General features: G+C 64.0%; 19 protein-coding genes and 1 tRNA gene. 7 read left to right on the top strand and 13 right to left on the bottom strand.

Annotated elements, in window-relative coordinates; all coding sequences use genetic code 11:
• Nucleotides 1-124: 124 nt before the first annotated feature.
• Nucleotides 125-1,132 (bottom strand): iron ABC transporter substrate-binding protein, encoded by a 1,008-nt coding sequence (locus FFS37_RS09045; protein WP_137930606.1) that lies wholly within the window; start codon nucleotides 1,130-1,132, stop codon nucleotides 125-127.
• A gap of 341 nt (nucleotides 1,133-1,473) precedes the next feature.
• Between FFS37_RS09045 and FFS37_RS09040 the strand changes: the two genes are divergently transcribed.
• The 3 genes from FFS37_RS09040 to FFS37_RS09030 all read left to right on the top strand — a co-directional run bounded on the left by FFS37_RS09040 (nucleotide 1,474) and on the right by FFS37_RS09030 (nucleotide 4,764).
• Nucleotides 1,474-2,010, top strand: coding sequence for a sigma-70 family RNA polymerase sigma factor (locus FFS37_RS09040; RefSeq protein WP_137930605.1), 537 nt, complete (start codon nucleotides 1,474-1,476; stop codon nucleotides 2,008-2,010).
• Between the two features lies 1 nt (nucleotide 2,011).
• Entirely contained in the window at nucleotides 2,012-2,650 is a 639-nt protein-coding gene (locus FFS37_RS09035) for an NrsF family protein (protein WP_137930604.1), read from the top strand.
• Nucleotides 2,651-2,844: 194 nt separating this feature from the next.
• Complete coding sequence (locus FFS37_RS09030; protein WP_232375606.1) at nucleotides 2,845-4,764, top strand: PAS domain S-box protein; 1,920 nt, start codon at nucleotides 2,845-2,847, stop codon at nucleotides 4,762-4,764.
• Nucleotides 4,765-4,827: 63 nt separating this feature from the next.
• Here the strand turns inward: FFS37_RS09030 and FFS37_RS09025 are convergent, their stop codons facing one another.
• From FFS37_RS09025 to FFS37_RS08995, 7 genes are all read right to left on the bottom strand, one after another.
• Nucleotides 4,828-5,706 carry a 3-hydroxybutyryl-CoA dehydrogenase gene (locus FFS37_RS09025; protein ID WP_137930603.1) on the bottom strand — a complete coding sequence of 293 codons (879 nt, stop codon included), beginning with the start codon at nucleotides 5,704-5,706 and terminating at the stop codon, nucleotides 4,828-4,830.
• Between the two features lie 224 nt (nucleotides 5,707-5,930).
• Nucleotides 5,931-6,860, bottom strand: a complete 930-nt coding sequence (locus FFS37_RS09020) for an electron transfer flavoprotein subunit alpha/FixB family protein (protein ID WP_137930602.1) — start codon at nucleotides 6,858-6,860, stop codon at nucleotides 5,931-5,933.
• A 23-nt stretch (nucleotides 6,861-6,883) separates the two neighbouring features.
• Nucleotides 6,884-7,633, bottom strand: a complete 750-nt coding sequence (locus tag FFS37_RS09015) for an electron transfer flavoprotein subunit beta/FixA family protein (protein WP_137930601.1) — start codon at nucleotides 7,631-7,633, stop codon at nucleotides 6,884-6,886.
• A 181-nt stretch (nucleotides 7,634-7,814) separates the two neighbouring features.
• On the bottom strand, nucleotides 7,815-8,615 hold the full coding sequence (locus FFS37_RS09010) for a rhomboid family intramembrane serine protease (RefSeq protein WP_137930600.1): 801 nt from the start codon (nucleotides 8,613-8,615) through the stop codon (nucleotides 7,815-7,817).
• 33 nt (nucleotides 8,616-8,648) lie between these two features.
• A complete protein-coding gene (locus FFS37_RS09005; protein ID WP_137930599.1) occupies nucleotides 8,649-9,230 on the bottom strand; it encodes a cob(I)yrinic acid a,c-diamide adenosyltransferase in 582 nt (193 codons plus the stop codon).
• Nucleotides 9,231-9,249: 19 nt separating this feature from the next.
• Entirely contained in the window at nucleotides 9,250-9,441 is a 192-nt protein-coding gene (locus FFS37_RS09000) for a twin transmembrane helix small protein (RefSeq protein WP_137930598.1), read from the bottom strand.
• A gap of 25 nt (nucleotides 9,442-9,466) precedes the next feature.
• A complete protein-coding gene (locus FFS37_RS08995; protein ID WP_137930597.1) occupies nucleotides 9,467-10,333 on the bottom strand; it encodes an SDR family oxidoreductase in 867 nt (288 codons plus the stop codon).
• Nucleotides 10,334-10,391: 58 nt separating this feature from the next.
• Here FFS37_RS08995 and FFS37_RS08990 point away from each other — a divergent pair, with 58 nt between their 5' ends.
• A complete protein-coding gene (locus tag FFS37_RS08990; RefSeq protein WP_137930596.1) occupies nucleotides 10,392-11,243 on the top strand; it encodes a YihY/virulence factor BrkB family protein in 852 nt (283 codons plus the stop codon).
• A gap of 93 nt (nucleotides 11,244-11,336) precedes the next feature.
• Here FFS37_RS08990 and FFS37_RS08985 read toward each other — a convergent pair whose 3' ends face one another.
• Both FFS37_RS08985 and gluQRS read right to left on the bottom strand, forming a co-directional pair.
• Nucleotides 11,337-12,233 carry a DMT family transporter gene (locus tag FFS37_RS08985; RefSeq protein WP_137930595.1) on the bottom strand — a complete coding sequence of 299 codons (897 nt, stop codon included), beginning with the start codon at nucleotides 12,231-12,233 and terminating at the stop codon, nucleotides 11,337-11,339.
• A 114-nt stretch (nucleotides 12,234-12,347) separates the two neighbouring features.
• Nucleotides 12,348-13,223, bottom strand: coding sequence for a tRNA glutamyl-Q(34) synthetase GluQRS (gluQRS, locus tag FFS37_RS08980; RefSeq protein WP_137930594.1), 876 nt, complete (start codon nucleotides 13,221-13,223; stop codon nucleotides 12,348-12,350).
• A gap of 75 nt (nucleotides 13,224-13,298) precedes the next feature.
• Here gluQRS and FFS37_RS08975 point away from each other — a divergent pair, with 75 nt between their 5' ends.
• Both FFS37_RS08975 and FFS37_RS08970 read left to right on the top strand, forming a co-directional pair.
• Nucleotides 13,299-13,958, top strand: a complete 660-nt coding sequence (locus FFS37_RS08975; RefSeq protein WP_137930593.1) for a DNA-3-methyladenine glycosylase family protein — start codon at nucleotides 13,299-13,301, stop codon at nucleotides 13,956-13,958.
• Between the two features lie 170 nt (nucleotides 13,959-14,128).
• Complete coding sequence (locus FFS37_RS08970; protein ID WP_137930592.1) at nucleotides 14,129-14,686, top strand: HNH endonuclease; 558 nt, start codon at nucleotides 14,129-14,131, stop codon at nucleotides 14,684-14,686.
• A gap of 182 nt (nucleotides 14,687-14,868) precedes the next feature.
• On the opposite strand, the gene FFS37_RS08965 is transcribed toward FFS37_RS08970, so the two are convergent.
• Both FFS37_RS08965 and FFS37_RS08960 read right to left on the bottom strand, forming a co-directional pair.
• Nucleotides 14,869-15,387, bottom strand: coding sequence for a disulfide bond formation protein B (locus FFS37_RS08965; protein ID WP_137930591.1), 519 nt, complete (start codon nucleotides 15,385-15,387; stop codon nucleotides 14,869-14,871).
• An 81-nt stretch (nucleotides 15,388-15,468) separates the two neighbouring features.
• Nucleotides 15,469-16,062: a YqaA family protein gene (locus tag FFS37_RS08960; RefSeq protein ID WP_137930590.1), complete on the bottom strand. Its 594-nt coding sequence runs from the start codon at nucleotides 16,060-16,062 to the stop codon at nucleotides 15,469-15,471.
• A 271-nt stretch (nucleotides 16,063-16,333) separates the two neighbouring features.
• On the opposite strand from FFS37_RS08960, the gene FFS37_RS08955 reads away from it, so the two are divergent.
• Nucleotides 16,334-16,418, top strand: a tRNA-Leu gene (locus tag FFS37_RS08955).
• Nucleotides 16,419-16,597: 179 nt separating this feature from the next.
• Here the strand turns inward: FFS37_RS08955 and FFS37_RS08950 are convergent.
• Nucleotides 16,598-17,494, bottom strand: coding sequence for a LysR substrate-binding domain-containing protein (locus FFS37_RS08950; protein WP_137930589.1), 897 nt, complete (start codon nucleotides 17,492-17,494; stop codon nucleotides 16,598-16,600).
• Nucleotides 17,495-17,525: the final 31 nt, after the last annotated feature.

Here is a 17,525-nt window from a genome sequence, read left to right as displayed (position 1 = left end):
TCAGGCGGCCGCCGGAGCGGCCAGGGAGGGAACATGCCGTCATCGACAGGTCTCGAAAAACAAAGCGCTCCCGCGGGGTTACCGCGGGAGCACGGTCGAACGTCCTTATTAGGACGAATGGCAACTAAAGCAAGCCGGCTGCCGTCATCAGGTCGGTGACCTTCTTGGAGTTCAGCGTCGCGGCGTCGACCTTGGGCGCCTGCAGGTCGGCGAGCGGCACCAGCTTCGGATTGGACTGCGCATCCTTGCCGACGGCGTATTCGAAGGAAGTGCCGTTCTTCAGCACGTCCTGGCCGCCCTTGCCGGTCACCCACTTCAGGAAGGCCTGCGCTTCCTTCTGGTGCTTGCTCGAGGCCAGCACGCCGCCGCCCGAAACCGAGACGAACGCGCCCGGATCCTGGTTCTTGAAATAGTGCAGGTCGACGTTCTTGCTGTTTTCGCCGGTCTTGGCCTGATCGCCGAAGTAATAATAGTGGTAGATCACACCGCCTTCGATCTCGCCGGCATTGACGGCTTTCATCACCGTGCTGTTGCCCTTGTAGGCGGTGAAGTTGGTCTTCATGGCCTTCAGCCAGTCGGCGGTGGCGGCCTCGCCCTTGAGCTGCAGCAGCGCGCTGACGATAGCCTGGAAGTCGGCGCCCGAAGGCGACGCGGCCCAGCGGCCCTTCCAGCTCGGATCGGCAAGGTCGAGCAGCGACTTTGGCAGCTTGTCGCCGCTAAGCTTGGTCTTGTTGTAGACGAATACGGTGCTGCGCGCCGCCACGCCCACCCACTTGCCGGTCGACGGCTGATAGTCCTGCGGTACCTGGGCCAGCGTGTCGGCATCGACAGGGGCGAACAGGCCGGCTGCCTCGACCAGCGCCATGGCCGGTGAATTCTCGGTCAGGAACACGTCGGCTGGCGAAGCGGCTCCCTCGGCGACGATCTGGTTGGAAAAGTCGCTGTCGCCGCCATTGCGCAGCGTGACCTTGATGCCGGTTTCCTTGGTGAAGCCCTCGGCCCATTCCTTGGCCAGGCTTTCATGCTGGGCATTGTAGACGATGATGCCATCGTCCTCGGCCATAGCCGGACCGCCGATCAGGCTGATGGCCAGCGCGGTTGCACCGGCCAGGGCGGAAAGAGCATATTTCATGGGATAGTCCTTGATCTAGGGGTTGGCGCGCCCACCTATCGATACCTGACCATGATAGTCAACATTGCTGACCGCGCACAGCCACAAACGTCGGTATCGGACGGATAATTCCGCGCGGCGCGAAAATTGTCTTCCCGGCGGCCGGCCGGATTCGGAATGCGAAACGAATCAAGCCCTTGCCTTGATTCCAGCGGGTTCGATGCCGCCGGCGGCGGGATAGCCGCACCGATGCCGGGCAGCCGCAAACTTTCGTGATTTGCCCGCAGTTTGGCTTGGACATTATTTCGCCGGCCACGTAACAAATCAGTGCCGAGGCACGAAAATCGGGGGAGTGAACTCTTGTGAGCGGCAAGGACGAGGCCGAGCTTTCCCGGCTGCTGCGAGCCGCGATCGCGGGAGATGAAAAGGCCTATGCCGATTTTCTCCACCGGATTGCCGCGCTGGTGCGCGGTTTTGTCCGCCGCAAGATCGTGCAGGGCGGGGTCGATCCCGAGGATGTCGTGCAGGAAACCTTGCTGGCCATTCATGTGAAGCGGCATACCTGGCGCCAGGAAGCGCCGGTGCTGCCGTGGATCTATGCGATCGCCCGCTTCAAGCTGATCGATGCCTTCCGGCGGCGGGGCCGGCGCATCGAGATCGATGTCGACGATATCGCCGAGACCTTCGCCGAGCCGGAGACCGAGACCGTCAGCGAGCGCGACATCAACCGGGCGCTGGACGGGCTGCCGCCGGCGCAGCGTTCCGTGGTTTCGGCTGTATCGGTGGAAGGCCGCTCCATCGGCGAGACGGCGACCAAGTTCGGCATCAGCGAGACGGCGGTGCGTGTGTCGCTGCATCGCGGCCTGGCCGCGATAGCCAGGCGATTTGGACGGGAATGACATGAGGACCGAGGATCTCATCAAGGCGCTCGACGCCGATGCAAGCAGCAAGGCGATGCCGCTGCGCTCGGCCTGGTGGCTGGCGGCCGGCGCGGCGATTGTCATCGCGGCGGTTGTTTTCATGCTGACGATCGGCCCGCGCCCCGACTTCATGGTGGCCGCGCACACAATGCGCTTCCTGTCCAAATTCGTTTTCACCATCGTGCTGGCCATCAGCGCCTTCGCCCTGATCCGCGCTTTGTCGACGCCGGGTGCCTCAACGGGTCGCGCAATGGTAGGGATGCTTGCGGCGCCGTTGCTGGTGGCTGTGGCGGTGGTGCTAGAGCTCTTCATGGTTCCGGAGGCGTTGTGGGGCACGCGCATGGTCGGCTCCAACATGATGATCTGCATGAGCTTCATCCCGCTGATCGGCATCGGGCCGCTGGCGGTCTTCCTGTGGATGCTGCGCTATGGCGCGCCGACGCGGCCGGTGCTTGCCGGCGCGGTGGCGGGGCTGCTTGCCGGCGGGCTTGCAGCAACCTTCTATGCCGCGCACTGCTTCGACGATTCCCCGCTTTTCGTCGCCACCTGGTATACGATCGCGATCGCGGCTCTCGCCTTGCTTGGCGCGCTCGGCGGGCGGTTTTTCGTGCGCTGGTAGCGAGCGCGCATACCGATCCTTAATCATGCCGGCGATTGTTTGCCGGTTGTCCATATCACCAGTCCCCCGGCCGCAACCTTTCCTTAAAATCGATCCTTCAGGGTTTTTACGGGAAAAAGCGATTGCCCACGGGGGTGGCACGGGTCGTGACATTGCGAGAAATGATCGGGCCAGGGCCCCACAAACGCGCAGCATTGGCCCTGCTCGGGTTCGGTCTCGCCGTGGTGACCGTTCTGGCCCTGTTTTCCAGGGTGACGCTTGGCGCCGACGCGCTGAAATTCTGCCTGCAAGTATCGGTCGTGGTGGCGCTCTGCGCGGTCTTCTTCGCCTGTCTGGTCATCGGCCGGATCTCCGACGACCGGCGCCGGATCGTACAGAGCGAACAGCGATTTCGCCGGGCCATGGAGGATTCATCGATAGGTATCGCCATCGTTGGCCTCGACGGGCGCATCCTTCAGACCAATCCGGCCTTTGCCGCGATGCTCGGTTACAGCCGTCCGGAGATCGAGGCGCTGACCTTCTTCCAGATCACGCACCCCGACGATCTGCATATCGGGCGCGAAACCATGGCGAACATGCGAGCCGGTACGGTCGACGCCTTCCACTTCGAGAAGCGCTACCTCAGGAAGGATGGCACGCCCATCTGGGCCCGCCTTGCCGGCTCGGTCATCCGTGACGAGAAAAGCGGGCGTCCGCTCTATCTCGTCTCGCAGATCGAGGACATCGACGCGCGCAAGCAGGCCGAGGCGCGGATCGCCGAGGCCGAGACGCGCTGGAATTTCGCGCTTGCCGGGGCCGGCCAGGGGGTCTGGGATCTCAACATGCGCACGGGTGGCACGACCTACTCCTCGACCTGGGTCAAGATGCTGGGCTACGCGGAAGGCGAACTGGACGGCGACCCCGACCACTGGCTGACGATGATCCACCCGGATGATCGCGAGGCGGTGATGGCGGCCGATCGCGCCCATCTCGACGGCAAGACGGAATTCTTCGAAGCCGAGTTCCGGATGCGTCACAAGGACGGTCACTGGATGTGGATCCTCGACCGGGGCAAGGCGATCGAGCGCGACGGCGATGGACAACTGATCAGGGCGATCGGCAGCCTGACCGACATCACACAGCGCAAACAGGCGGAGGAGCGGCTCATCGTTTCGGCGGCGATGCTGGCCGACGAGAAGGAGCGGCTCAGGGTGACGCTGCGGTCGATCGGCGACGCCGTCATCTGCACGGATGCCGCGAACCGCGTCACTTTCATGAACCCGGTGGCGGAGAAGCTGACCGGAGTCTCCGGCGACGAGGCGTTCGGCAAGATGCTGGGGCATGTCTACTGGGCGGTGGACGAGGAGACAGGGCACAGGATCGGCGTGGCGCGGCCCGCCATCAGTGCGGACGGGCGGGCCGATCAGAACAGCCGCGCCGTCCTCATCCGGCGCGACGACACGCGCTGCAGCATCCGTCAGGTCGTGTCACCCATCGTGAACGAGCGCAGCGAATTCTGCGGCCTGGTCATCGTCTTCCAGGACTTCACCGATGCGCGTGCCCTGCAACGGCAACTCGCCCATGCCGCCGCGCACGATGCGCTGACGGGCCTCGCCAACCGCTCCAGCTTCATCCGCACAATGGAGGACCTTGTCGACCAGGCGCGCAGGGATGGCCCGACAGCCAGAGGCGGCCATCAGTTCATGTTCATCGACCTCGATCATTTCAAACTGGTCAACGACACTGGCGGCCACGCTGCGGGAGACGCCTTGCTGAAGCGGGTCGCCGAGGCCATGCGCGGCGTGCTCGGCCCCGAGGATGCTGTAGCCCGGCTGGGCGGCGACGAATTCGCCGTCATCCTGAAATCGGCGTCGACATCAGGCGCCAGGATCGCGGCCCGCTCCATCATCGATGCGATAAGGGGGCTGGATTTCACCTGGGATGGCCGTCCCTACCAGATCGGCGCCAGCATCGGGCTGGCGTCGATCGATGCCGGCGCCGGCGAAGCCGACGAGATCATCGCCAGGGCCGATGCGGCCTGCTACGCGGCCAAGGCGGCAGGACGCGGATGCGTCTCGGCTTCGGTGGATCGCGAGGTCCCCGCTGCGGACGAGCAGATAGCGGTGGCGTCCTGACGCAATGCGTCGGGTCGAAACGGACCCGGCGGTCGCCTCCAGACCGGCCGGGCGCCGCGTCAATCAGCGTGTGGGAACCGGATGCTCGCCGCGATAGTCGTAGAAACCTCGCCCGGTCTTGCGGCCGAGCCAGCCGGCCTCGACATACTTTACCAACAGCGGGCAGGGGCGATACTTCGAATCCGACAGACCGTCATGGAGCACCTGCATGATCGACAGGCAGGTATCGAGGCCGATGAAGTCGGCGAGCTGCAGCGGTCCCATCGGATGGTTGGCGCCGAGCCGCATGGCGGTGTCGATGGCATCGACCGTGCCGACGCCTTCATAAAGCGTGTAGATCGCCTCGTTGATCATCGGCAAAAGGATGCGGTTGACGATAAAGGCCGGAAAATCCTCCGAGACCGTGATCGTCTTGTCGAGCTGCTTCACATAGGTCTTGGCCGCCTCGAAGGTCTGGTCCTCGGTGGCGATGCCGCGCACCAGTTCGACCAGCTTCATCACCGGCACCGGGTTCATGAAATGTATGCCGATGAAGCGCTCAGGCCGGTCGGTCTGCGCGGCAAGCCGCGTGATCGAGATCGACGAGGTGTTGGTCGCCAGTATGGCCTCGGGATTGAGCTGCGGGCAAAGCTGGGCGTAGATCTTGCGCTTGACCGTCTCGTCCTCGGTTGCCGCCTCGATGACCAGGTCGGCGCCGGCCAGATCGGCCATCGCCGGTGCGGACCCAATGCGCGCCATGGCCTGGTTGCGCAGCTTCTCGTCGAGCTTGCCGGAACCCACCTGGCGGGCCATGTTGCCGCTGATGGTGGCGATGCCCTTCTCGATGCGGTCGGGCGATATATCGTAGATCAGCACCTTGTAGCCCGAAAGCGCGGAGACGTGGGCGATACCCCCACCCATCTGGCCCGCACCGATGATGCCGATCGTTTCGATCTTGCTCATTACACCGATCCCGTCCGGAGCCGTTCCGCCTGAATTGCGAACGCGCCCCACCTTTTTTGTTTTACCGCAATTCCTAGGGGAAAGCGCTACCCACGCCTCCGGGAATTGCTTCGAGCCTTCGCGGCCTGCTTTTTGTGCGGTGCAAACTAAAAGGGCGGGGCGACTTCGTCTACCCCACCCCCCTGTAATTTATACGCTTTGCCGAAGAGCGTCAGAAGCGACCGTCAGAGCGCCTTCTGCAGCTCCGGCAGAACGACGAAGAGATCGCCGACGAGGCCGTAATCGGCAACCTGGAAAATCGGTGCCTCCTCGTCCTTGTTGATGGCGACGATGACTTTCGAATCCTTCATGCCGGCGAGATGCTGGATGGCGCCCGAGATGCCGACCGCGATGTAGAGATCGGGGGCGACGACCTTGCCGGTCTGGCCGACCTGCCAGTCGTTCGGGGCATAGCCTGCATCGACCGCCGCGCGGGACGCGCCAACCGCCGCGCCGAGCTTGTCGGCGACCGGCAGTATGACCTCCTGGAACTTCTCCGAGGAGCCCAGTGCGCGGCCGCCGGAGATGATGATCTTGGCCGAGGTCAGTTCCGGACGATCGGTCTCCGACAGCTTGTTCTCGACGAAGGTGGACAGGCCGGGATTGGCCGCCGGCTTGACCGTCTCGACGGAAGCGGAGCCGCCCTCGGGCGCCGCCTGGAAGGAAGCGGTGCGCACGGTGATGACCTTCTTGGCGTCGGACGACTGCACCGTCTGGATGGCGTTGCCGGCGTAGATCGGACGCTTGAAAGTGTCCGGTGAAACCACCTCGATGATCTCGGACACCTGCGCGACATCGAGCAGGGCGGCGACGCGCGGCGCGATGTTCTTGCCGGTGGAGGTGGCGGGCGCGACGATGGTGTCATAGGCGCCGGCCAGCGAGACAATGAGCGCTGCCGTCGGTTCGGCCAGCCGCTCGGCAAGCTCGTCGGCTTCGGCGAGCAGCACCTTGCTGACACCCTTCAGTTTCGCGGCGGCGTCGGCGGCGCCCTTGGCACCCTTGCCGGCGACAAGCACATGCACGTCGGAGCCGATCTGTAGCGCGGCCGAGAGCGCCTTGGCGGTCTGGTCGGAAAGAGTGGCGTTGTCGTGTTCGGCGATGAGGAGAATTGCCATGTGTCTGTTCCTTTCCTGACCGCTTAAAGCACGCCGGCTTCGTTCTTGAGCTTGTCGATCAGTTCGGCGACGCTCTTGACCTTGACGCCCGCCTTGCGGCCGCCCGGCTCCTCGGTCTTGATGACCTTGAGGCGCGGCTTGACGTCGGCGCCGAAGTCGGCCGGGCTCTTTTCGTCCAGCGGCTTCTTCTTGGCCTTCATGATGTTGGGCAGCGAAGCATAGCGCGGCTGGTTGAGGCGAAGGTCGGCGGTGACGATCACCGGCATCTTCAATTCAACGGTCTGCAGGCCGCCATCGACTTCGCGCGTCACCTTGGCCGTATCGCCCTCGATGACCACCTTCGAGGCGAAGGTGCCCTGCGCCCAGCCCAGAAGTGCCGCCAGCATCTGGCCGGTCTGGTTGGAGTCGTCGTCGATCGCCTGCTTGCCGAGGATGACCAGGCCGGGCTTCTCGGCCTCGACCACGCCCTTCAGCACCTTGGCGACGCCGAGCGGCTCGGTCTGTTCGTCGGTCTTGACCAGGATCGCGCGGTCGGCGCCCATGGCGAGCGCGGTGCGCAAGGTTTCCTGCGCCTGCTGCGGACCGATCGAGACGACGATGATTTCCTCGGCCTTGCCGGCTTCCTTCAGCCGGATAGCTTCCTCGACCGCGATCTCGTCGAACGGGTTCATCGCCATCTTGACGTTGGCGAGCTCGACCGCCGAACCATCGGCTTTCACGCGAACCTTGACGTTCGCATCGACAACCCGCTTCACGGGCACAAGGATCTTCATTTGCCTGTCACCTCTTCACGCTAGTTGGGCGCGCTATAGCAGCCCGCGCCCGCTCTGAGTTGTCGAAAGCCGACATTCCTGACGGAAATTATAGTCTCTGACCGCCTTGGGCTGCGGCGGAGACGTTTCCGTAGTTGCGGCAACCCCGCGCGTCAATACGCAGAAAGCTGCTCAAATCGGTTCAGTTTGGGCCAGACGGGTTTCCCCGGCCCCAGCGGGTGGTGGTGGCCGGCTGCTCGGGCGTCTCTGGCTCAACGGCAACCGGCGGCCGTTCGGGGGTGGGAGCCGCGGCATCCTCGTCGGCCGGGGCAAACAGCGGCACGCCACGGCTGCGCAGGACCAGCACGAGAATTGCCCCGGCGATGATGCCGCCAATGTGGCAGGCCCAGGAAATCTGGTCCTCGCCGCCGGCGGCGAACATGACGACCTGGAACGCCACCCACAGGATGAGCGGGATGAACGCCGGGATCCGCAATGGGATACGGGCGAAGGCCAGCACCCACACCTTAACCCTCGGATAGAGGATCAGGTAGGCGACGACGACCCCGGCTATGGCGCCCGAAGCGCCGATCAGCGGCACTTGCGAATCCCAGGCCACAAGCCCCTGGAAAGCGGCACCTGCGACGGCGCACAGCAGGTAGAAGATGAGATACCTGATATGGCCGAGCGCATCCTCGACATTGTCGCCGAACACCCACAGGAACAGCATGTTGCCGCCGAGGTGGAAGATGTCGCCATGCAGGAAGGAGTAGGTGACGTAGCTCAGGCTCTCGGGGATGATGATGAAGCGAGGGTCGAGCTGGGCCGTGTCATGGACGACGGCCGGAATGAAGCCGAGGCCGAGCACCGCGGCGTTGTTGAAGGCATCGCCGCTGAGCGCAGTGACGCAATAGACAAGCGCGTTCGCCACGATCAGGCCGATCGTTACATATTGCAGGCGGATGTGGCGCAGCCTGTTGGTGTCGTAAAGCGGGATGAACATCGATCCCCGGTCCCCTGCCGCCGTTCGGACAACTCAGCGGTTCTTGCCGGGAACCCATAGCACGTCGGCATTTCCATTGTCATTGACCGCCCGGGCGGCGACAAACAGGAAATCGGAGACGCGGTTGATGTATTTCAGCCCGTCGCGGTTGACGTGCTCGTGCGGATTCCGCGCGAGGGCCACCATCAGCCTTTCGGCCCTCCTGGCCACCGTGCGGGCGAGGTGGAGGGCCGCCGCCGCCGGCGTGCCGCCATTGAGCACGAAGGACTTCAGCGGCTGCAGATCCTTGTTGAGGAGGTCGATGTCCTTCTCGATCCTGTCCGTCTGCGCCGCGACGATGCGCAACGGTTCATATTCCAGCGGCTTGCCGTCGTCCGGGACAGCGAGATCGGCGCCGAGGTCGAAGAGGTCGTTCTGGATGCGCGACAACATGGCATCGATGGCGGGATATCCACCTGCCGTGTGGATGCGGGCGATGCCGATACAGGCATTGGCTTCGTCCACGGTGCCGTAGGCGTCCACGCGCAGGTCGGACTTCAGCCGTCTTTCACCGGTACCGAGGCCAGTGGTGCCATCATCGCCGGTGCGGGTATAGATCTTGTTGAGCTTGACCACATCGCCTCCGCAACACCTGTCACTTGCGGGTGAAATACACGGCGAGCAGGATCAGCGCCAGCGCCACCGCCTGCAGCATGACGCGCGCCTGCATCAGCTTGTTCGAGGTGACGCCGGAACCGCCGCGCATCATGTTGACGAGGCCTCGGATCAGCACGATCACCACGGCGGCCATGACCAGGATGGCCAAAATGTTGAAGACGGTTGCCATTGTTGCGTTTCCAGTTGTTTCGCGGTCAGGCGCGTTTGGCCATCAGGCGGTAGAGTATCGATGCCGGCAGGACACGTTTGAGCGCCGCGCCGATCCTGGCCGGCACTGTTACCACATAGTGCGGGCGCGGGCGCCGCGACAGAAGCGCATGGCGCAGAACCTTGTGGACCACTTCCGGCCCGGGCTTCAGTGCCGACTGGCTGCCGCCGGCGCGCAGCCGCTCCAGCTGTGCTTCATACTCCACCCGGTGCACGGAGTTCTCGTGGTCGATATTCCTGAGGAACCAGGGCAGGCCGTTGCTGGCGATCTTCGATTTCACCGGGCCCGGCTCGATCAGGCAAACCTGGACGCCGCTGCCTTCCAGTTCCTGGCGTTGGCAGAGCATCAACGCCTCGAGCGCGTGCTTGGAAGCCGAATAGGCGCCGCGGAAGCGCACTGGCACCAGGCCGAGGATCGACGAGCAATGGACGAGGCGGCCATGGCCCTGGCGGCGCATGACAGGCACAAGCCGGCGCGTCAGATCATGCCAGCCGAAGAAATTCACCTCGAACTGCTCCCTGAGCGCCGCCACGGAAAGGTCCTCGACGGCGCCGGCCTGGGCGTAGGCGCCATTGTTGAAGAGCGCGTCGAGCCGGCCGCCGGTGCGGCCAAGCACCGTCGTCACCAGGGCGGCGATGGACTCCGGTTCGCTGTAGTCGAGATAGAAGGCCTCGATGCCGTCAGCTTCGAGTGCGGCGATGTCTTGCGGCTTGCGCGCGGTGGCGAACACCCGCCAGCCTTCGGCCTTCAACGCGCGGGCGCAGTACGCCCCAATGCCGGAAGACGCACCGGTGACGATGATGGTGCGCAACTCTATCGCTGTTGAATTCGTGGTTTGACGAAGGGTTGCCATTTGCCGCATTCACTTCCCATATTCGCGGCGTCGAGACAATCGAAGGGAGCGCGCGTTCTTGCTGCGGAATATTGTCGCCCTGCGCCGCGTGCTCTACGACGCGATCGGCCATTTCAACACCGATGACGGCTGGGCCATGGCCAGCCACCTGGCGATCACTTCGCTGATGGCGCTGTTTCCGTTCCTGATCTTCGCCACGACGCTCGGCAGTTTCCTCGGTGCACAAGCCTTCGCCGACACGGCCGTGCATCTGGTGTTCGACACCTGGCCCGATCAGATCGCCAAGCCGATCGCGCACGAGGTGCTCAACGTTCTGACGGTACGGCGCAGCGACCTGTTGACCTACGGCGTGTTGCTTGCTGCCTATTTCGCCTCGAACGGCATCGAGGCGCTGCGCACGTCGCTCAACCGCGCCTATCGCGTCACCGAGACGCGCGGCATCATCTACCGCCGGATACAAAGCATCTTCTTCGTGCTGATCGCCACCGCCGGGTTCCTGGCCATCAGCGTGCTGCTGGTGTTCGCCCCGCTGCTGGCGCGGCTGGCGGAGGCGCATTTCGAGTGGATCAAACCCTATACCGGCACGATCACGCTGTGGCGCTACGTCATTGCCTCGACCGTCATCATCGGCGGGTTGTTTGCCGTTCACTATTGGCTGCCGGCCGGCAAGCGCCGTTTCGTCTCGCTGGTGCCGGGCATCATCTTCACACTGGCCGCATGGCTCATCGGTTCGACGATGTTTGCCACCTATCTCGACCATTTCTCGTCCTATGTGACGACCTATGCGGGCCTGGCCTCGATCATGATCGCGGTGGTTTTCCTCTACATCGTCTCGGCGATCTTCATCCTGGGCGGCGAGCTCAATGCCGCGATCAGCCGTTATCTGGAGGCGCGGGCGCGGGTTGGATGAGGCTGTGCCGGGCGGATGGGGAAATGAAGACCTGAAGAAAAATTGGCATGTCTGGCGCGCTGTGCGTGCGCTTCTCCTCAATTCCTCAATTCCTCAATTCCTCAATTCCTCAGTTTTTCCCTTGCTCTGTCTCGCCGTGGCCAGGCCAACACCGAACGTCGTGATCGCCATGCCGACGATCTGCAGCGCGTTGAGCTGTTCGTTGAACAGGGCCCAGGCGATGATGGCCGTCACGGCCGGCACCAGGTAGAACAGCGAAGCCACCTTCGACATCTCGCCGTCGCGGATCATCACCATCAGGAGAAAGATGGCGCCGACCGACAGCACCAGCACCAGCCACGCCATGGCGAAGATCAGTTCGCCATTGATGACGACGGTGTGGGTTTCGAAGGCAAGGGCCGCCAGGATCATGAGTGCTGAGCCGCCGACATATTGCCACATCGTTGCCGCCACCAGGTCGCCGCCGGACGCGAAGCGCTTCTGCCAGATGGTGCCGGCGGCCATGCCGAGCACCGAGATCAGCGACGCGGTCAATGTCGCGGCCGTCACGCCGCCGCCCAGCGCTCCAAGCTTCGGCCATAGCACGATGACGATGCCGATCAGGCCGATGCCGAGGCCGAGCCAGTGGCGGGGCAGGATCGCCTCGCCCAGAAACTTGCCGGCAAGCACGGCCGTGATCAGCGGCTGCAGGCCGACGATCAGCGCCGAAAACCCCGCCGGCATGCCGCGGTGGATGGCCCAGAAGACAGCGCCGAGATAGACGCCATGCATCAGCACACCGGCGCCGGTGGCATGGAGCGCTTCCTTGCGCGTGGCTCTCCTGGAGCCGAGCACGAGCGTGAGGACGGCAAACAGGATCGCGGCGATGACGAAACGCGCCGCCAGGAAGGTGAACGGTTCCGCCCAGGGCATGGCATAGCGGGCGCCGATGAAGCCGGTTGCCCACAAGACAACGAAGGTGGCGGGGATGAACCGCTTGAGGCTCTGCATTTTTGGAAAACCGCCGCGCTGGTGAAATCTGGCGATGCTCTAATCCCGTTCAGTCCGGTGTGCAAAACGAAACGATTGATCCATGCATCACCGGAATTCAACGGCGGCGAGAGCTCAGAGCCCGACCATCCGCCTGACATCTTCCGGCGACGCTCCGGCATCACGAAGTGCTGCAAGGCCCGTATCGCGCAGACTTTTCGACAATTTGCGTCCGTCCGGGCCGAGGATGAGCCGATGGTGGAAATAGGCGGGTTGCGGCAAACCGAGCAGTTGCTGGAGCAGGCGCTGCACGCTGGTGGCGGAAAACAGATCCTGCCCGCGCACGACATGGCTGATGCGTTGCAGGGCATCGTCGACGACGACGGCGAGGTGGTAGCTGGTCGGGATGTCGCGCCGTGCCACGATCACGTCGCCCCAATCCTGCGGGCGCGCCTCCACGGGATGCGTCGCCGACAGCGTTTCATCGGTGAATTCGCTCCATGCCAGGTCCTTGCCGGTACGCGCCGTGGCGGCGGCCACGTCCAACCGCCAGGCGAAGGGCGCATTGTCGGCAATCCGCTGCTTGCGCTCCTTCATCGGCAGCGCCTTGTCGGCTGGCGGGTAGAGCGGCACGCCGTCGGGGTCGCGCGGCCAGTCACGCCCGCGCTTCTCGCTGTCGGCGATGAAGGCGCGGATTTCGCCACGGCTCATGAAGGCGGGATAGACCAATTCCTCGCGGATCAGCCGGTCGAGCACTGCTCCGTATTGGGCGAAATGCTCGGACTGTCGCCGCACCGGCTGTTCCCAGCCGAACCCCAGCCATTCCAGGTCGGCAAGCATGCCGGCTTCGAATTGCGGCGTGCACCGCGTCGTGTCGATGTCCTCGATGCGCAGCAACGTGCGGCCGCCATGGACGTCCGCCAGCTTCTTGTTGAGCAGAGCCGAATAGGCGTGCCCCAGATGCAGGTCACCATTGGGGCTGGGCGCGAAGCGGAATGTCAGGAGCGTCATGTCTCGAGCGGCAATCGGGTTGTGCGGCGGTTTTGGCCGTTGTTATTTTGCGGCACATTCGAGGACAAGGATACCATGCAACGCATCGCGACACTGGACGACGTTGCGCGCGGGCTCGATGCGCTTTGCGTCATCGATCCGCGCCTGGAAAAGGTGCGCGCCATGGCCGGAGAGGTGCCGCTCAGGCTTTCGGAGCCGGGGTTCAGGAGCCTCGCCTCGATCATCGTCTCGCAGCAGGTGTCACGCGCCAGCGCCGATGCGATCTTCGGCCGGTTGACGAAGCTCGTCGATCCGCTGACGCCGCTGGCGATCCTCGCGGCGGGCGAGGACATGTTCCGTGAGGCCGGCCTGTCGCGGCCCAAGCAGCGTGGACTGATCGCGGTCGCGCAGGCGGTGGCCGACGGTCTCGACCTGCATCATCTCTGCTCCCTGGACGCCTCGGAGGCGATCGCGGCGATGACGGCGGTGCCCGGGATCGGTCCCTGGACAGCCGAAGTCTATCTGCTGTTCGCCGCCGGGCATCCCGACATCTTCCCGGCGAGGGACGTCGCCTTGCAGAGCGCGGTCGGCCATGCGCTGGGCATCGAGCCGCGTCCGCCGGAGAAAATGCTGATCGCGCTGGCCGAATCATGGAGCCCCTGGCGAGGGGTCGCATCGCGGCTTTTCTGGTCCTACTACCGCGAGACCAGGGGCAGGGATGCCGCCCCGCCGAGCGGAACTGCCGAAAAAGCATGAAAATGGGGTATTTTTGGCGCTTCGTCCCAACGACAATCCGCTTCACATCCCTGTCATGTCGGGCTTACAGTATCCGCGCCGAACGGAAGGACTTTTGAAGCGGCGCATGATCCTTTCCGGAAGTCGAGTTCGATTTTCGGGGCCATGCGCGAACCAAGGAGGTCAACAAGGTGACGGTTGCCGTATCTCCGGATGGGCTTCCAGCGCTGGTGCTGAATGCGGATTACCGTCCGCTCAGCTATTACCCCTTGTCGCTCTGGTCCTGGCAGGACGCCATCAAGGCGGTGTTCCTCGACCGGGTGAACATCGTCGCCGAATACGAGCACGCGGTTTCCTCGCCGACCTTCTCGATGCGGCTGCCCAGCGTGGTCAGCCTGAAGGCCTATGTGAAGCCGTCCAGGCATCCTGCCTTCACGCGCTTCAATGTGTTCCTGCGCGATCGTTTCCAGTGCCAGTATTGCGGCACGCCTGAAGACCTGACCTTCGATCATGTCATCCCGCGCCATCGCGGCGGCGCCACGACATGGGAGAATGTCGTGGCCGCCTGTTCTCCGTGCAATTTGAGGAAGGGCGGCATGATGCCGTCGCAGGCCAAGATGTGGCCGCTGCAGAAGCCGTATCAGCCGACCGTGCATGATCTGCACAACAACGGCCGGCTGTTCCCGCCGAACCATCTGCATGAAAGCTGGATGGATTATCTCTACTGGGATGTCGAACTCGAACCATAGAGTTCGGCAGAAATCCGCCATGCTGGCCGCCTGACGCAGCTTACCGAGCTTTCCCTATTCTGCTGCATCGCAGTGGAACTGAGCTCACGTCCTTGAGTACGCTCCGCTCCGGCTCTCGAAAGCCGCGGCACTCGACTCAGCCGGCCGAATTTCTGGGCGAACTCCGCGTCGCGCTGGTTTAGCTAGTCGCGGGCCAGCGCGCCGCGGAAGGCGACGGCGGCCAGGATCAGGCTGGCGATGGCGTTCCAGCCGGCGAGCGACAGGCCGAGGATGCGCAGCGCCGCCTTGTCGCAGGAGGGCGGGACGAATTTGTCGAGCGCGTCGAGCACGCCCTTGCCGCCGGTGTCGACCGGTGCGGCGCCGGCCGTGCAATCGGTCGGACCGGCCCACCAGTGCCATTCCACGCCGGAGTGGTAGATGCCGAGATAGAGGCCGTACAGCATCAGCAGGCCGCCGATCGCCAGCAGGCCGCGCGTAATCCACGCGGGCGCGCGCAGTATCGATGCAATCGCGGCCAGCACCATCAACGGCACGCCGACATAATAGGGGGTGCGCTGCTCCAGGCAGAGATGGCAAGGGATGTAGCCGCCGATATGCTCAAAGCCGAGCGCCGAGCCGACAGTCGCGGCCATGGCGATGGCGAGAAACAAGGCCATGCGCGTGCGCTGGCGTCCGGTATCGGCATTCATGGTCGCTGTCATGGGTCTTTCGTCCGTTGTGTTCGCCGCCCGCCAGGTGCGCTTGCCCGTCTCAAAACCGATATCGGTTTTGAGACCAAGGCCTCAGAGCGCGTATTTGATCAGGATATAGAGCAAAATCAGGGCAACCGCGGCGGCTCCGGCGATCAGTCCGAGGCGCTTTTCGATGAATTCGCGGATTGGCTCGCCATAGCGGCGCAAAAGCCACGCCAGCAGCAGGAAGCGGCCGCCGCGCGCCACGATGGCCAGCACGATGAACAGCACCAGGTTGACGCCGAGAGCGCCCGACAGGATCGTCACCACCTTGATCGGCGGCAGATGCGCCGCGCCCGAGGTGATCAGCATCAGAACGATGAGCTCGATGCCAACGCCAGCCGAAGCCCGCAGCTGTTCGAACTCGTCATACTTGCCGTAGAATTCGAGGATCGGCCGCGCCACTGCGTCATAGGCGTAGTGGCCGATGAACCAGCCGGCAACGCCGCCTAACACGGAAGCGACGGTGGCGACCAGCGCGTAGCGGTAGGCCCGGTCCGGGCGCGACAGCGCCATCGGCAGATAGAGGACGTCCGCCGGCACCAGGAATACGGAGCTTTCGACAAAGGCGATGAAGGCCAGCCACCATTCGGCGGATTTCCGCGCCGCCAGCGACAAGGTCCAGTCGTAAAGTCCGCGAAGCATCGGCTCTCCTAATGCAAATCGCCCAAACACGCATAACCGGCTTGGGACAAAGGCATGGGTGAAAGGACGTAAGGCGCCGCATCCATGTCTTCAGCCACGCCGCGCCCTGACGCGCCGCCTGTCTAGAAAGATTTTCCGCGCCGCACAATGGCAGCGCCGCCACGAAATCGAAAGGCGAAGTTTGGTCGCAGCCGGATTTTTGGGAGAATTGGCCAGTTGACGAACAGGCACCCAACCGTATAGTCCGCGCCATCCAGGCCGCCCGGCCTGAGCCCCTATGGCGGAATTGGTAGACGCGCTCGACTCAAAATCGAGTTCCGCAAGGAGTGCTGGTTCGATCCCGGCTAGGGGCACCACCGCCTTTCGAAGAAGCGGCGCCGGACGGTTCCGGTCAATTTCGATCTTCAGTTGACCTGGCAAAAGGCCGATCTCAGCCCGCAACTTCCCGATCAAATTCGATAGGCTATCGGTCCGGCAGTCCCGACATGCCGAATTGCCTGTACCGAACGCGCCGCCCGGGCCCGGAAGATTGCCTTCAAGGTGGTGTGCCACGGTCGGCTGTAGCGTCCCGCAGCCAATTCCATGCGCCGCGCACGTCGGCATCCCTGAGCCGGTCGGGCGTCGATATGGCATACCAGGCGCGGCCGGTTTCAAGAACATGACCAAAGGGCTGTTTTAGTGACCCATCGGCAAGCGCCTTCTCGGCAAGCGTCAGGCTGCCGAGCGCCACGCCCTGGCCGAGCTCGGCAGCGGCCAGGGCGAAATCGCTGTCGCTGAAGTTGCTTCCCGCCCAGGTTCCGTTCACCGCGATGCCGGCGTGCAGGAACCAGTCCGCCCAGCCGATAGGGCGCTCGTCATGAATGAGAGGCGCATCAAGCAGGTCGGGAGCTTGCCGCAAGGACGCAGCGCGTTCCGCCGTCATGACCGGGGACAGAACGTCTGTCGCGATCAGCAGGCTTTCACAGCCCTCCGGCGGTGCGTCGGCGTGGACGATCGCAAGGTCGATTTCCAGGGTCTCGAAATCGACCGGCGTTCCGCTCGTGTCCAGCCAGGGTTCGCAGCCCGGGGCCGCCGCCCGCAGCGACGGCAGGCGATGCAGCAGCCAGCGCCGGGCGAAGTCGCGCGGGGCATAGATGACCACGCTGCCGGGCTTCCGGTAGGGTTCGAGGCGGCGATAGCCCTCCTCCATCAGCTCAAGACAGCGGCGCACCGTGCGCTGATAATCGCGCCCAGCGTCCGTCAACCGCACCTCGCGGCCGCTGCGCAGGAACAGGGGCTGGCCGATATGGCCCTCCAGCAGGCGCATCTGGTGGCTGATGGCGGACTGGGTGAGGCCCAGCTCCTCGGCCGCGCGGCTGAAGTTTTCCAGCCGCGACGCGGCCTCGAAGCCCTTCAGGAACTGGGTCGGCGGGATATGGCGGAACTTCACCATTCATGAATTCCATTCATTCTAAGCAGGAATG

This window comes from Mesorhizobium comanense (assembly GCF_005503535.1).
Classification (GTDB): Bacteria; Pseudomonadota; Alphaproteobacteria; order Rhizobiales; family Rhizobiaceae; genus Mesorhizobium; species Mesorhizobium comanense.
This window is presented reverse-complemented; position numbering and strand designations above follow the sequence as displayed.